General features: G+C 66.8%; 14 protein-coding genes. 4 read left to right on the forward strand and 10 right to left on the reverse strand.

What is annotated here, in order from left to right; genetic code table 11:
- Positions 1–11 precede the first annotated feature (11 nt).
- The 4 genes from ACHQ4I_RS34060 to ACHQ4I_RS34075 all read right to left on the reverse strand — a co-directional run bounded on the left by ACHQ4I_RS34060 (position 12) and on the right by ACHQ4I_RS34075 (position 4,591).
- A complete protein-coding gene (locus ACHQ4I_RS34060; RefSeq protein WP_420775993.1) occupies positions 12–800 on the reverse strand; it encodes an aquaporin in 789 nt (262 codons plus the stop codon).
- A 159-nt stretch (positions 801–959) separates the two neighbouring features.
- Entirely contained in the window at positions 960–1,802 is an 843-nt protein-coding gene (locus ACHQ4I_RS34065; protein WP_420775994.1) for a transglutaminase family protein, read from the reverse strand.
- A gap of 73 nt (positions 1,803–1,875) precedes the next feature.
- Entirely contained in the window at positions 1,876–2,850 is a 975-nt protein-coding gene (locus ACHQ4I_RS34070) for an alpha-E domain-containing protein (RefSeq protein WP_420775995.1), read from the reverse strand.
- A 7-nt stretch (positions 2,851–2,857) separates the two neighbouring features.
- On the reverse strand, positions 2,858–4,591 hold the full coding sequence (locus tag ACHQ4I_RS34075) for a circularly permuted type 2 ATP-grasp protein (RefSeq protein WP_420775996.1): 1,734 nt from the start codon (positions 4,589–4,591) through the stop codon (positions 2,858–2,860).
- A gap of 257 nt (positions 4,592–4,848) precedes the next feature.
- Between ACHQ4I_RS34075 and rpsT the strand changes: the two genes are divergently transcribed.
- Positions 4,849–5,109, forward strand: coding sequence for a 30S ribosomal protein S20 (gene rpsT / locus ACHQ4I_RS34080; RefSeq protein ID WP_420775997.1), 261 nt, complete (start codon positions 4,849–4,851; stop codon positions 5,107–5,109).
- 360 nt (positions 5,110–5,469) lie between these two features.
- On the forward strand, positions 5,470–5,715 hold the full coding sequence (locus ACHQ4I_RS34085; RefSeq protein ID WP_420775998.1) for a hypothetical protein: 246 nt from the start codon (positions 5,470–5,472) through the stop codon (positions 5,713–5,715).
- Between the two features lie 50 nt (positions 5,716–5,765).
- Here the strand turns inward: ACHQ4I_RS34085 and ACHQ4I_RS34090 are convergent, their stop codons facing one another.
- Positions 5,766–6,620: a helix-turn-helix domain-containing protein gene (locus tag ACHQ4I_RS34090; RefSeq protein ID WP_420775999.1), complete on the reverse strand. Its 855-nt coding sequence runs from the start codon at positions 6,618–6,620 to the stop codon at positions 5,766–5,768.
- Positions 6,621–6,800: 180 nt separating this feature from the next.
- Here ACHQ4I_RS34090 and ACHQ4I_RS34095 point away from each other — a divergent pair, with 180 nt between their 5' ends.
- Positions 6,801–7,871 carry an aldo/keto reductase gene (locus ACHQ4I_RS34095; RefSeq protein ID WP_420776000.1) on the forward strand — a complete coding sequence of 357 codons (1,071 nt, stop codon included), beginning with the start codon at positions 6,801–6,803 and terminating at the stop codon, positions 7,869–7,871.
- Positions 7,872–7,922: 51 nt separating this feature from the next.
- Here the strand turns inward: ACHQ4I_RS34095 and ACHQ4I_RS34100 are convergent, their stop codons facing one another.
- Complete coding sequence (locus ACHQ4I_RS34100) at positions 7,923–9,218, reverse strand: LCP family protein (protein ID WP_420776001.1); 1,296 nt, start codon at positions 9,216–9,218, stop codon at positions 7,923–7,925.
- A gap of 296 nt (positions 9,219–9,514) precedes the next feature.
- Here ACHQ4I_RS34100 and ACHQ4I_RS34105 point away from each other — a divergent pair, with 296 nt between their 5' ends.
- Positions 9,515–10,282 (forward strand): arabinosyltransferase C-terminal domain-containing protein, encoded by a 768-nt coding sequence (locus ACHQ4I_RS34105; protein ID WP_420776082.1) that lies wholly within the window; start codon positions 9,515–9,517, stop codon positions 10,280–10,282.
- A 35-nt stretch (positions 10,283–10,317) separates the two neighbouring features.
- Here the strand turns inward: ACHQ4I_RS34105 and holA are convergent, their stop codons facing one another.
- The 4 genes from holA to ACHQ4I_RS34125 all read right to left on the reverse strand — a co-directional run bounded on the left by holA (position 10,318) and on the right by ACHQ4I_RS34125 (position 14,695).
- Positions 10,318–11,289, reverse strand: coding sequence for a DNA polymerase III subunit delta (gene holA / locus ACHQ4I_RS34110; protein ID WP_420776002.1), 972 nt, complete (start codon positions 11,287–11,289; stop codon positions 10,318–10,320).
- A 186-nt stretch (positions 11,290–11,475) separates the two neighbouring features.
- A complete protein-coding gene (locus tag ACHQ4I_RS34115; RefSeq protein ID WP_420776003.1) occupies positions 11,476–11,979 on the reverse strand; it encodes a PIN domain-containing protein in 504 nt (167 codons plus the stop codon).
- Positions 11,919–12,140: a hypothetical protein gene (locus tag ACHQ4I_RS34120; RefSeq protein ID WP_420776004.1), complete on the reverse strand. Its 222-nt coding sequence runs from the start codon at positions 12,138–12,140 to the stop codon at positions 11,919–11,921. The genes ACHQ4I_RS34115 and ACHQ4I_RS34120 overlap by 61 nt, the downstream gene beginning before the upstream one ends.
- A 53-nt stretch (positions 12,141–12,193) precedes the next feature.
- Positions 12,194–14,695 carry a ComEC/Rec2 family competence protein gene (locus tag ACHQ4I_RS34125; RefSeq protein WP_420776005.1) on the reverse strand — a complete coding sequence of 834 codons (2,502 nt, stop codon included), beginning with the start codon at positions 14,693–14,695 and terminating at the stop codon, positions 12,194–12,196.
- Between the last annotated feature and the right edge of the window lie 93 nt (positions 14,696–14,788).

Here is a 14,788-nt window from a genome sequence, read left to right on the forward strand (position 1 = left end):
GCGGGTCGGTTTCAAGAGACCATCTCCCGGGAGCGGCCGTACAGGATGCCATAGATCAGTGCACCGAGTGCGCCGCCTATGAGCGGGAATACCACGAACACCCAGACCTGAGGTCCCGCGCCGTCCTGGTAGAAGGCGACGGCGAGGCTGCGGGCCGGATTCACCGAGGTGTTGTCCACCGGAATCGAGATCAGGTGGATGACCGTGAGCGTGACGCCGATCGATAGTCCGGCCTGCGGGATATCGGAGATCTGATCGGTCGAAGCCAGCACCACGAAGACCAGCAGCGCGGTCAACATGACCTCGACGATGATCGTCGCGGATAAGCCGTATCCGTTCTCGATCACCACCTGCCCGAGCGGACCGCGCACCGCGGAGGGGCTGTGCTTACCCCACCCGTTCGCGCCGAGCCCGTTGGCCGCGCGATCGTAGGACGGCAGATTCTTGGCGATCGCGAACAGCACCAGTCCGGCCAGGAATCCGCCGATCAGCTGCGCGATCACATAGCCGGCCGCGGAGATCACCGAAAGCCTGCCGAGCAGCAGCTGCCCGACGGTCACGGCCGGATTCACATGACACCCGGAGATCGGCCCGATCGCGTAGACCAGGAACAACAGCGACAGGCCGAAGGCGAGCGCCACACCGAGCCCGCCGACGCGCTCACCGGCCAGCACCGCGGTGCCGACGCCACTCATCACCAAGACGAAGGTGCCGAGCGCCTCGGCCGCCCATTTCTTGGCTTCCGGAGTGGGCTCGAGTTCGGTGACTTCCTCGACGACTTCCTGAGCAGTGGGAGACATACAGGCCACCTTCCGAGAGGATCTTCCCCGCGTGCGCGGGGTGCTGCCTGGGACGTGCTGCGAAAATCACGGCTGATGTGAAAAAGGACGTTACGCGAGACGAGTGAGCACTACAACGCCCCGCGCGGGTGCCGACCTTGCCGAGCGGCCCGCAGGCGGCTACGCGAGACGGGTGATCTCCACGACGACCTCGAGGTCGGTCGAGCCGCCCCCGGAGAAGATGCCCTTCAATGGCGGCACGTCCGCGTAGTCGCGGCCGACGCCGACCGATATGTGCTGTTCGTTGATGGCGATATTGTTGGTCGGGTCGTAGCCCCACCACCCGCCCGTCCATGCCTCGATCCAGGCGTGCGACTGCCCGGCGACCGTCGCATTGATCTCCGCGGCCGGATTGGGGTGCAGATATCCGGAGACGTAACGGCTCGGAATCCCCATGCTGCGCAACAGCACCAGGGTCAGATGCGCGTAATCCTGGCAGACGCCTTGACGTTCGGCGAAGGCCTGCACGGCGGAGGTGTGCACCGACGTGGTGCCCGCGATGTAGGTCATTTCGCCGTGCACCCATTCGGCCGCGCGCACAACGGCTTTCGCGGGCGGCACGCCACGGGTGAGCTGTTTCGCGATCGCGGCCAGCTTCTTGTCCTGCGGCACATAGGCGGTAGGTGAAAGCATCTCGTCGAAACGGTCACCGATGTGCTCGGAGTGCAACTCCTCCCAGGACAGTTCCTCGGCCGGACCGGCGAACGGTTCGGTCTCCACCACCGACGATCCGGTGACCTCCAATTCGGTATGCGGCGCATGCAGATCGAAGGAGGTGACCGCGGTGCCCCAGTAATCGGTATAGCGATAGGACCGGGTGGAGGGCACCGTCTCGACCCGATTCAGGATGACGTTCTGCCTACTGTCCGCGCGCGGGGTGAGCCGGGCCTCGTTGAACGACCGGGTAACCGGAGCGTCGTATACATATCCGGTGGTGTGCACCACCCTGATCCGCCAACTCACCGCTGCACCTCGCTGGCGCTCGGCTCCGTGGCTGTTCGAGACGCTGTGCCCATGGTTGGTTCGCTGCGCTGTCTCACAACTCTCCCTCTACCTGCGCGTGGTTGTCGTGACTGCTGCGCAGATCGGTCCAGGCCACCCACGGTGCGGCGTGGAAGTACTGCAGCGCGATCGCCTCGCTGACCTCGCGGCAGGTCCGCTGCAGCGACAGCAGCCGATTCTGCAGATCCTCCAAAAGCGCACCGGGCGGCAGGAATTCGAGTTCGCTGCGGGCCCGACCCAGCAGCCGCTGCGCCTCGTGTCGCGCGCCGACCCGGCTGCTCGGGCGCTGATCGAGGTCGGCGAGGCAGGCCTCGGCGACCCGCACCGAATGGAAGACCGAACGCGGGAAAAGCCGGTCCAGCAGGATGAATTCGGCGACCAGATTGGCATCGAGCGCGCCGCGGTGGGTGCGCAGATAGGTATCGTGCGCGCCCGCCGAGCGCAGCACGGTCACCCAGGCCGGGGACGAGGTGCGGTCGCCCGCGCGCGAAAGCAGCAGGCGCACCGTCATATCCACGCGTTCGATGGAGCGTCCGAGCAGCAGGAAGCGGTAGCCGTCGTCGCGGCTGAGGGTGGAATCGGAGAGTCCGGCGAACATCGCCGCCCGGTCCTTGATGTAGCGGAAGAACTCGTGCGGCCCGAGGCTGCGGGCGGCCTTCTCGGTGGCGGTGAGCCCGATATAGGTGGCGTTCAAGCACTCCCACATCTCGCTGGAGGTGACTTCGCGTGCGCCCCTGGCATTTTCGCGGGCATTGCCGATCGAGTCGACGATCGAATTGCCGTGGTCGCGGCTGAATGCGACGAGATCGGTGACCGACCAGACGTCGAGCTCGACGTCGGGCGGCTCGATCCCCAGCACCCGCAACAGGACTCGCGAGGTCCGGTCCGGGTCCACCGTGGCGTCCTCGAGCAGCTGGTGCACCGCGACATCCAGGATGCGGGCGGTATCGTCGGCGCGCTCGACGTATCGTCCGATCCAGTAGAGGGATTCGGCGTTGCGGGCCAGCATCAGCGCATCACCCGCCCTGCTGCTGTTGCCCCGGCCCGGACGGCCGCTGCCGCGGCCGCATAGATCCCAGCCGCTGTTCCTGTTGTTGTTGCTGCTGTTGCTGACTCGCCTGCGGCGCGGTCAGTTCCCGGCCCAGCTCGCGCTGATCGGATCGCGGCGGCTCGCTCACCAACTCCTCGCCCGCGAGCTCACGATCGGCCGGTGAGGCGCGCCCGGCCAGCACCCAGGTGTCCTTACTGCCGCCGCCCTGACTGGAATTGACGACCAGCGAACCCTCCGGCAAGGCCACCCGCGTCAAACCGCCCGGCAGCACCCAGATGTCGTCGCCGTCGTTGACCGCGAACGGCCGCAGGTCGACATGGCGCGGGACCAGCTCGTTTCCGATCTTGGTCGGCACGGTGGACAGCTGCACCACCGGCTGGGCGATCCAGCCCCGCGGATCCGCCTTGATGTTGCGCCGGGTCGCCTCCAACTCCCGCGGCGTGGCCACCGGCCCGATGACGATGCCGTAGCCGCCGGACCCCTCGACCGGTTTGATCACCAGTTCATCCAGGCGGTCGAGCACTTCTTCGCGCTCGTCGTCGAGCCAGCACCGATAGGTGTCGACATTGGGCAGCACCGGCTTCTCGCCGAGGTAGTACTCGATGATCGTCGGCACGTAGGTGTAGGTCAGCTTGTCATCGCCGACGCCATTGCCGATCGCGCTGGAGATGACCACATTGCCCGCCCGCGCGGCATTCACCAACCCGGCGACGCCGAGCACCGAATCGGGCCGGAAGTGCATCGGGTCCAGGAAGGTGTCGTCGATGCGCCGGTAGATCACGTCGACCTGGCGCTCCCCCGCCGTGGTGCGCATGTAGACGACGTTGTCGCGGCAGAACAGGTCGCGGCCCTCGACCAACTCCACCCCCATCTGCCTGGCCAGCAGTGAATGTTCGAAGTAGGCCGAGTTGTAGACGCCGGGTGTCAGCACCACCACCGTCGGATCGGCCTCGTTCGGCGCGGCCGAGGCGCGCAGCGCGGCGAGCAGGTGAGTCGGATAGTCGCCGACCGCGCGCACCCGGTGCGAGGAGAACAGGTCCGGGAAGACCCGCGCCATGGTGCGCCGGTTCTCCATCACATAGGACACCCCGGACGGCGAGCGCAGATTGTCCTCGAGCACCCGGAAGTCGCCGCGCTCGTCGCGGATCAGATCGATGCCGGCCACATGGATGCGCACGCCGTTCGGCGGCACCAGACCGGCGGCCTCGCGGTGGAAGTGTTGGCAGGAGGTCACCAGCCGCTTGGGGATCACCTGGTCGCGCAGGATGTTCTGCTCGCCGTAGACATCGGCGAGGAAAAGCTCCAGTGCGGTTACTCGCTGCTTGATCCCGCGCTCCAACTTGGCCCAATCGGCGGCCGCGATCACCCGGGGCACCAGATCGAGCGGGAAGGGCCGCTCCTGCCCGGAGAGCGAGAAGGTAATGCCCTGATCGATGAAGGCCCGGTCCAAAGCGTCCGAACGCGCCGCGAGATCAGCGACGTCGATGGGTGCCAGCGCCGAGAAGATGCCCTTGTACGGCTGGCGCACCCGGCCCTGTCCATCGAACATCTCGTCGAAGGCGTCCGCGTACCGTCCGGGCCGATAGCCCTCGAACAGACCTGTTGTGGTTGCTCTGCCGTTGCCATTCGCATGCCCGTTCGACCGGATACGGGTCGGCACAGGAGATCGAGCCGAGCGTGGCGGCGAGGCGGGAGTCATGCAAAAATCGTGCTACACGCAGCACCGATGCGCGTGTGACGCAGGTAAATTTCTTGCATCACTCCTGTTTTCACACTCGTATTACGGTCGGTAGCGCCGCCGAGCAACCCGTTGACGCGGTCGTGATTTCGCGTGTGACGTGGCGGCTGGTACCCTCGATCTTCGGCGTCGCGTTACCTGATCACTCCGGTTGCCAACGCGCGCTCGCGAACTTTTCAGCACAGTCCACTCAGCGACAGGAACACGAGGAAACAGGCGTGGCCAACATCAAGTCCCAGATGAAGCGGATCCGCACCAACGAGGCGGCGCGCAAGCGCAACCAGTCGGTCAAGTCCGAGCTGCGCACCGAGATCCGCCGCTTCCGCGAGGCCGCCGCGGCCGGTGACAAGGAAAAGGCCACCGAGCAACTGGTCTCCGCCAGCCGCAAGCTGGACAAGGCCGCCTCGAAGGGCGTCATCCACGCCAACCAGGCCGCCAACAAGAAGTCGGCCCTCGCGCTGGCGCTGAACAAGCTCTGATCCCAGCGGTACCGCTGCGGTACCACTCACATACGTTGACGCAGCCGTCGTGGCCTCGATGACCACGGCGGCTTTTGTCGTCCCTGATCGACTATTGCGAGGATCACTTTTTCGGTTCGGCGGCGTCGATTTCGACAGATCACCAGCAATAGTTCAGCAATCCCCCGCAACGGTGTCGATGCCGTCCCCTGGGCGCTGAGCAGAACCGTCCCGACAGATGCCTTGTCATCGGGACTGCCCTGGCAAATTGGCAGGAAAGTGCCGATCCGGCAGCATCCCCAGGTCATCGCCGCATCCCACTTCTCGAGTCGAATTCGGATCGGCAGCCACATGTCGGAGGTTCCCGCTACGATTCGGCGCATGGTTACCGTGTACGCCAATCAGACGCCGGTTCGTTCCGAAGATCTGCCGGATATCATCCGCGCCGCCGAGGTCCTGGGTATCGGGCTGAAGATCGAGAACGTCATGGTTCCCGACGAGGAAGGCGGCTACTCGCTGGAGTGGATCGTCACGCGGGACGAAGAGATTCCGGTCTACGAGGAGTGGGAGGGCCGCTATGAGGAGTCGGAAGACGATATCGAGCTAGTTCTCAGCACCGTCGAATAGTCGCCCCGCGCATCCGCACCCGCACCGAGCGGGTGCGGATCTCTGAGTGCTCAACCCAGGTCGCCGCATAGACGGTCCAGCGCGTCCTGGGAGTCCGCATCGGCCGCGCGATAGATGATCACGCGTTGGTCCGGATCCTGCAGCGGCATGAGCACTTCGTAGTTGACCACCAAGGGGCCGACCTCCGGGTGCCGCAGCGGCTTCTGCCCGCGACCGTGCACCTTGACGTCGTGCCTGGCCCACGCCTGCGCGAACTCCTCGCTGCGTGCGATGAACTCGGCGACCAGATCGGCCAGTTCCTGATCGTCGGGGTGGGCCGCCCATGCGGCGCGCAAGTCGGCGATGCCCTCGCGAATGACGCGATCGCGTTCGCCGTAGAAATCACGCAGTGCGGGATCCATCAGGCACAGCCACATGGAGTTGCGCTGCCGCGGCGGCAGGGCGCCGAAGTCGACGATCAGCCTGGCCATCTCCGGATTCCACGCCAGGATGTCGTAGCGGTGGTTGACCAGCATCGCGGGCAGCGGCGACAGATCGTTGACCAGCATCGCCAGGGCGGGCGCGGGGACAGTGCTCGGTTTCCCGGTATTCGGCGGGCGCTGCTGGGCCAGATCGAAGAGATAGGCACGCTCGTCGGTGTCCAGGCGCAGGGCGCGTGCGAGCGCCTCCAGGACGTCCGCGGACGGACGCAGGCCGCGGCCCTGTTCCAGCCGGACGATGTAGTCGGTGCTCACCCCTGCCAGTTCGGCGACTTCCTCGCGGCGCAGCCCCGGGGTGCGCCGAGCCTGCTTGCGTGCGGGCAGCCCGAGATCGCCGGGATTCAGTCGCTCGCGCCGAGCGCGCAAAAATTCCGCGAGTGCTCGGGCCCAATCCGCGGAACTCCCTGGCCCTGCATGGTCACGCAAGCTACCGCCTCCGGGCCTGAGCTCGCCCCGCTGTGTCGAATTCACGGTGCTCGTCATCGTCCTCGATATTACGGCTGACTAGGACTCACTTTCCCAGGAAGAACCTTCCCTTACCCATGTCCTGGTATCGCTCCAGACTTGGTCGCACCGGAAACGAAGCACTAACGACGGGAGCACGACATGTCCGGAGCCCGCACCCTCGATACCTATCGGCTGCTCGGCCGCTCGGGTCTTCGGGTTTCTCCGCTGTCGCTGGGGACCATGACATTCGGCGCCGATTGGGGTTGGGGCGCCGATAAGGACGAGGCCCGCAAGATCTTCGACACCTATGTCGAGCGCGGCGGCAATTTCATCGATACCGCAAGCCAGTACACCAACGGCACCTCCGAGCAGCTGCTCGGTGAGTTCAGCGCCGACAATCGCGAAAGTCTGGTGCTGGCAACGAAATACACGATGCTGCGGCGGCCGAACGATCCCAACTCCGGCGGTAACCACCGCAAGAGCATGGTCGGCTCGGTGGAGGCAAGCCTGCGCAGGCTGAACACCGACTACATCGACCTGCTGTACCTGCACGCCTGGGATTTCCTGACTCCGGTCGAGGAGATCCTGCGCGCCATGGACGATCTGGTTCGCGCGGGCAAGGTGCTCTACGTCGGCATCTCCGACGCACCGGCCTGGCAGATCGCGCGCATGCAGACCATTGCCGACCTGCGCGGCTGGTCGCCGCTGATCGCGCTGCAGATCGAATACAGCCTGATCGAGCGGACCGTCGAGCGCGAGCTCATTCCGATGGCGCGGGAGCTCGGTCTCGGCGTGGTGCCGTGGTCGCCGCTGGCCAGCGGCGTGCTCACCGGCAAGTACAGCCGCGCCGATCTCGATCACGACGCGGCGGGCTCGCCCGAGGGCACCCGCAAGAATGTGGCCGCCGCCAACGGTTCGCTCACCGAACGCGGGCTCGCCATCGCCGACGTGGTGAAAGATGTTGCGGCACAACTGGGTAAGACGCCTTCACAGGTGGCACTCGCCTGGACGCTGCGCAATCCCGGGGTGACCGCGCCGATCATCGGCGCGCGCACGGCCGCACAGTTGGAGGACAACCTCGGTGCGCTCGAGGTGGAATTCGATGCCGCGCAGTTGGCTCGATTGGAGCAGGCCAGTGCGGTGGAACTCGGCTTCCCGCACGACATGCTGGCCCGGCCGATGACGCGTGGAGTGACCTTCGGCGAACTGAAGATCGAAGGGCGCGACTGAGTTTCGTCTCGTGCGGTGGTGCGGCCCGACTTGCGCCACCGCATGCGGGCCTCAGTTCACGCAGGGGATGGTGTTGCCGGAGATGGGGGTCTCGACCGGCTTGCCCGCGTCAGGGGTGGGGGTGGTCGAACCGGTCGTCGTGGTTTCGAGAGGCTGGTCGTTGTCGGTTGGCGGCGACGGGCGGGTGGTCGAGGTCGCTGCGGCTGGCCCGAAGGCGGCGCGGACCTCGCGGCGGATGGCCACGGGGTCGACGATATTGACGTCTTGGCCATCGATCACGTCGTAGCGCAGGACCGGGAGGGTGCGGAATTCGATGGTCGGGTTATCGGCGGAGCCGAGTGTGCTCAGGAAGTCGGTGGCGTTCCAGCCGTCGGAGAGCACGATATTGCGGTGGGCGACATCCATCAGCGCCGAGAGTTTGTTCAGGTCGGTAAGGGCGCCGGAGCTGCGCAGATCCTTGGCGACCGAGGTGAGGAAGGCCTGCTGGCGGTGGGTGCGGTCGAGGTCGCCGTTCTCCAGGCCGTGGCGCTGGCGCACGAAGGCCAGTGACTGGGCCGGATCCAGCCGCTGGCGGCCCGCGGGGAAATCGGCGCCGGAGTATTCGAGATCCTCGACCGGATTCTTCAGACACACCTCGACGCCGTTGAGCGCGGTGGCCAGATCGTAGAAACCGGCGAGGGTCACCTCGGCGAAGCGGTCGATCGGGACGCCGGTCAGATTGCGCACCGCTTGGATGATCGATGCGCGCCCGGCTTCGCGGCCCGCGCGCTCCAATGTCTTGGGGTCGGTCACGCCCATATTTATGAGCTGGTCCTGAACGGCGGCCTTCTTCAGCCCGTACGCCTCCTTGATCTTCGCGCTGGTGTAGCCGGGAATTCCGGAAACCGGGACGTAGTCGTCGCGCGGGATGGAGACGGCGGTGATCTTTTTCATGTCGGCGGGGATATGCACCAGGATCAGCGTGTTGGCGTTGTATCCGCCCTCCTCGCCGTCACCGGCGTGCAGCTGCGACAGGATCTCCTCCGGCAGGTTGTTGCCGTTCTGATCCTTGCGGGTGTCCAGGCCGATCAACAGGATGTTCATATCGCCGCCGAGCGAGCGCGGCGCATCGGCCTCGATGGCGGCCGAGCGGCCGAAACCATTGTCGAAACTGCCCGCCGTGGCCCAGCCGACCGCGGTACCGGCGAGCACCACCACCGACAAACCGCCCGCGGCGACCTTCGCGATCGCCCGCCCGAACCGCCGTCGCGGCCGTGAGCGGTGTGCGCCCCGGCCGTGACGGCGACGAACGTGCCATTGCGGGGCACGCTCGGAATCGTCGACTGCAGATATTGTTTGCTCGTCCATAGCCACTCTCTTGGATTGCCATGGCAGACCAGTGTCCGTTATGTGCCAGAAATCGTAGTAAACGCTGTTCATGTAGCTGCGCGGACACGCACGCGGAGCATTTGGAGCAAATTATCAGCATCCCATAGGCCGACTGTGCCCACCGCGACCCCCGCGACGACCGCCGACCGCGACGACCGCCGACCGCGACGACCGCGACGACCGCGACGACCGCGACGACCGCGACGACCGCGACGACCGCGACAATATCGCCGAAATCCTGGCATACCGCATCCCCCGACCGGCCCGGTGCCGAGATCACCCCCCTCTGGCAAAGCCACGACGGCGGCGGGCCCCTCGGCTGGTCCAACATGCTCCTGCGCCCCGTAACCCTGGCCACCTACCTCGACCAGGACTGGCGGCGGTGCCTGGAGCGCCGAGAACCGTTGCCCCGCAGCGCTCCTACGCACAATCGTTATGGCTCAGCAGCGTCGCAGCAGACCAGACCTCGGCCAGAGCCCTCGAGCCACGCCGGGGCGAGGGGCGGGGCGGATCAGCTCGCCGAGAACCACTGCCCGGCAGCGCCCCGACGCACAATCGGTTCGCTCAGCAGCACCACAGCAGACCAGACCTCGGCCAGAGCCCTCGAGCCACGCCGGGGCGACGGGCGGGGCGGATCAGCTCGCCGAGAACCACTGCCCGGCAGCGCCCCGACGCACAATCGGTTCGCTCAGCAGCACCACAGCAGACCAGACCTCGGCCAGAGCCCTCGAGCCACGCCGGGGCGACGGGCGGGGCGGATCAGCTCGCCGAGAACCACTGCCCGGCAGCGCCCCGACGCACAATCGGTATCGCACAGCAGCGCGGCAGACCGGACCCCGGCCAGAGCCCTCGAGCCACGCCGAGGCGTGCGGGTGAGGCGGGTCAGCTCGCCGAGAACCACTGCCCGGCAGCGCTGCGACGCCTCGAGCCACGCCGGGGCGTGGGGTGGGGCGGGTCAAGCTTGCCGAGAACCGCTGCCCGGCAGCGCTCCGACGCACAATCGGGTTCGCTCAGCAGCGCGGCAGACCGGACCTCGGCCGTAGCGCTTGGGCTGCCCGCGGTCTTGTGATGGGGCGGGTCAGCTTGCGGAGTGTAGGTCGAGGATTTGGGTGAGGGCGTGTTCCAGGGCGTAGTTGGGGTCGGCGGCGCCGCCCTTGACGTCGGCGTTCAGTGTGGCGACGACCTGGAGGGCGGAGCCGATGCTGGCCGGGTTCCAGCCGCGCGCTTGGGCCTGGGCCTTCTTGACCTTCCATGGCGGCATGCCCAACTGCTGGGCCAGTTTGAACGGGTCGCCCCGGCCCGCGGAACCGACACGGGCGATGGTGTGGACGGAGTCGGCGAGCGCGTCGGCGAGCAGCACATGCGGCACGCCGCGGTCATTGGCCCAGCGCAGTGCCTCCATGGCGCCGGGCCGATCCCCCGCCACCGCGAGTTCCGCGACATCGAAACCGGAGATCTCGGCCTTGCCCGAGTAGTAGCGGCGCACCGCGGCGATATCGACCTTGCCGCCGGTGTCGGAGGCCAATTGCGAACAGGCGGCGGACAATTCCCGCAGATCCGAGCCGACCGCCTCCAGCATCACCTGCACGACCTCGCTGGACACCCGTACCCCGGCATTCCGGAATTCGCCGCGCACGAATTCCACCCGCTCGGAGGCCTTTGTCAACTTGGCACAATCGTGCACCTGCGCACCCATCTTCTGCAGCGCCGGCGCCAGTGCCTTGGCCCGCCCGCCCCCGGAATGCAGCACCACCAGTACCACGCCCTCCGGCGGATCCCCGGCGGCGGCGGTGATCACCGCGACGGCGTCCTTCCCCGCCTCCGCCGCCGATTCGAGCACGATCACCCGATCCTCGGCGAACAGCGAAGGACTCAATAGCTCCGCCAGTTCCGCGGTACTGGCATCTCCCGCCCGCAGGCGATCGACGGGCACCGCATCGGGATCCGGCGCACTGCCCCGCACCTGCGCCGTAATCCCCGCGATAGCGCGCTCGACCAACAGCTCTTCATCACCGAGCACCAGGTGCACTGCCGCAGTCCGTTCGCTCACGCCTGCGCCTCACTAACGCTCGGCTCCATCGTGCCCGCCGGTGCTGCGTCCTCGGTTCGCTCGCTCACGCCTGCGCCTCACTAACGCTCGGCTCCGCCGTGCCCGCTGGTGCTTTGTCCTTGGTTCGCTCGCCGCGCTCGCTCACGGGAGCATCCTACGTACCCGTACCGACAGAGCGGTTGCACCTCACAGCGTTCCCCGCTTTGCCACCCATTCGTGCTTGAACTCGGGGACTACGTCGGCGATGTGCTGGTAGTCCGCGTCATAGTGGATCACTGTCGCGTCGTACTGCAGTGCAATTGCCGCGATCAACACATCGATCGGCCCCGCGGCGCGCTTCCTACCGCAATGCCAGAGTCGCCTTTGGATCTCAATGGCGATTCGATGTGTCAGTTCTGTGGCGATCAGCAGCGGGTACTGCCGCAGATTCGCATACATCTTTTCCCACGCGAGCGGGCTCTGTGCCGTGAACAGCATTTCCAGAACCTGGACAGTGGTAGTGACAAGTATCGATCGCTGGTCGAGATAGCGTCGGTGCACCTCCCGCTCGTCCAGCCGCCCGGCCTTCATCCGAGACCAGGCACTGCAGTCCAGCAGGAACCTGCTCCGGACCTCCGAACCGGACGGATCTAACGGCGAGCCCGCGCCCGAAACTCCGGGTCCATCAACTTGTCCAGATCCGAATCGCATTCCAGGATTCGGTGCATCGCATTCCGCTGCCGCTCCTGCGTCAAGGCCAGTTTGACCAACCCCAGCAACATCTCCTGCTTGCTCGCAAAACCCAGTTCCTCCGCCGCTTGCTCCAGAAAGCCTTCGGGCGCTCGGACGGTCGTCACCTTCTTGTTCGCCATGTTCACGCCCCTCACTGATAGCAAACTCCTCTCGAAATAATAGTTTGTTCGGACTACCGGGATGAAGATCTGAGCGGACGCGCGGTCAGGGTTCGCAGCTGTGGCCCCTCGCCCAGGACAAGCACGTCGCCCTGCCAGTCGGTGCGGACCACCCGAGCGCCGATGTCGGCGAGTTCGGCCAGGACACCGGGATTCGGGTGGCCGAAGGTGTTGTCTGCGCCGACGCTGACCAGCGCGAGACGAGGCCGGACGGCGGCGAGGAATTCCTTTGTGGTGGTTCGTGATCCGTGATGCGGAACCTTCAGGATGTCCGCCTGGACGGCGGCGCCCGAGTGCAGCAGTCGTTGCTGGGCCGGGGCTTCGATATCGCCGGTGAGCAGGATCCGGCCCGCGGGTGTGGTGGCGGCGATGACGATGGAGCGGTCGTTGGCATCGTCGGCGCTGGGCGTACTGGCCGGGCGGCGCCCGAGTGGGGCTGGTGCGAGTACGTCCAATTCGACTGCGCCGAAACGTAATACGTGTCCGGAGGTCAGCTCGAGCACTGGGATATGTGCCTGTGCCGCGATGCTGGCGACCTGGTCCGGTCCGCTGACCTCCCTGTGCCGATACGGTGCGGCAGGCGGTTCACGGGTAGCACCGGTCGCCTTGCCCGAATCCGCCTCGGCTCTGGGTGTATTCGATATCGGAAGGGTTCCGGCGGCTCCGGATTCGGCGCGTCCGAATACCGTTGCTTCGGGGAGTTCACCGGGACCGACTGCCAGGGCATCGACCGTGTGGCCTTGTACGGCACCGGCGAGACCGGCGATGTGGTCGGCGTGCGGATGGGTCAGAACGAGCAGTGCTATTCGGTTGACGCGCAAGCGATCCAGACAAGTGCGAATGGTTCGCGGATCGGGGCCGACATCGATGACCACGGCCGTATGGTCGCCGACGGACAATGCGAGTCCGTCGCCCTGTCCGACATCGCATACGGCCAGCACCCACCCCGCGGGTGGCCAGCCCGGATGCCAGAACCGGACCGGAATCAGCACCACCGCGACACCGAGCAGTACGGCGGCGGCCAGGTGTCGAAGAATCGCGGACCGCAGTGCCAGCACCGCGAGGACGACTACCGCGCAAGCGATCAGCCCACCGATTGGGCCATCGGGTGCCGAAACCTGCGCGCCCGGGACACTCGCGGCATGTTCGGCGACGAACAGCAGCCACCACAGTGGCGGTTCGGCGCAGCGCAGCACCAGTTCGGCCAGCGGCGGCCAGACCACGGCGAGCGCGGTGCCGATCGCACCCAGCACCGTGACGGGCGCGACCACCGGTTCGACAAGGACATTCGAGAAAACCGCGACCAGGCTCAGCCGTCCGGTGAGCGCGACCACGAGTGGTGTCGTCACCGCGAAGGCGGCGGCCGATACCGCGACGATTTCGGCCGGTACCCGCCACCAGCCGCGGGCGCGCAACCAGTCCGCCCAACTCGGAGCCAACAGGATCAGTCCGGCGGTCGCGACCACCGAGAGCCCGAATCCGGCACGCACCGCCAGTTCCGGCGAGACCGCGAGCAGGCCGATAACGGCCGCGCAGAGCGCGGGCAACGCTTGTTTGCGGCGTCCGGTTATCAACGCGAGCAATGTGATCGCGCCCATCGCGCCCGCGCGCAGCACGCTGGGATCCGGGCGCGCGACGACAATGAACATCAGCAGTGCGGCCACCGCGACCGCGGCTCCGATGCGCGGGCCGAGGGTGAGCAGCCGTACCGCACCGAGCACCACCGCCAGCAGAATCGTGAAATTGGCGCCGCTGACCACGCAAAGGTGTTCCAACCCAGCTATTTCGAAGTCCTCGCGCACTTCGTCGGGCAGCGCGGAGGTGTCCCCGACTACCAACGCGGGCAATAGCCCGGCCTGATGTTCGGGCAGTACGCGGGCCGCCGAAGCGAGGTCGGTGCGGACGGTTCCGGCGACCCGCTGCCACCACGGCAGTGCGCCGACCGCGACCGGCGGACCCTGAGCTCGCAGGGTGGCGACGGTGAGATCTCGATGCGATGGCCGCTCCGGTCTGGCGCGGAATTCCACCGCCCGACCGGGCAACAGCTCGCCCCACTGCGCACCCGATGCGAGGATCACCACGGCACCGCCGACCCGCACCGTCCATTCGCCTTGCCGGTACTCGCGCAGCCGCGCCCGCACCGTCCACCGCTGTTCACCACCGAATGCACTGGCCCGCACCGGTTTCGGATCATCGGTCGGCACGACGACCACCCGCACCGCAGCCGTGGCGTGCCGCAACGGATGCGTCGCCACCCGGTAAGCACGCCATGCCCCGGCCGCCGCGAACCCCGCGCCGAGCAGCATCGCGGCCAACGTGGCGACGGCGACAACCCGCCACCGCTCACTGGGATGCGCCACCGCACGCAACAGCACCCCCCAAAGCCCGATCGCCAGCAACACCAGCACCGACGCCAGCACCAGCCCCGCCACCCACCCCGCCGTCAGCGCGACAATCGTTGCCCCCCAACAACACAACGCCGCCGGCAGCAACCGCGCATCGAGGGCCGATACCACCTCCTCCGACGCCGCCTCGCCCTCCTCCTCCGCCCGCCGACCAGCATCGCCCGCAGCCCGACCGCCATCGTCTCCCGCAACTCGGCGACCAAT

The organism is Nocardia nepalensis, assembly GCF_048910785.1.
GTDB lineage: Bacteria > Actinomycetota > Actinomycetes > Mycobacteriales > Mycobacteriaceae > Nocardia > Nocardia nepalensis.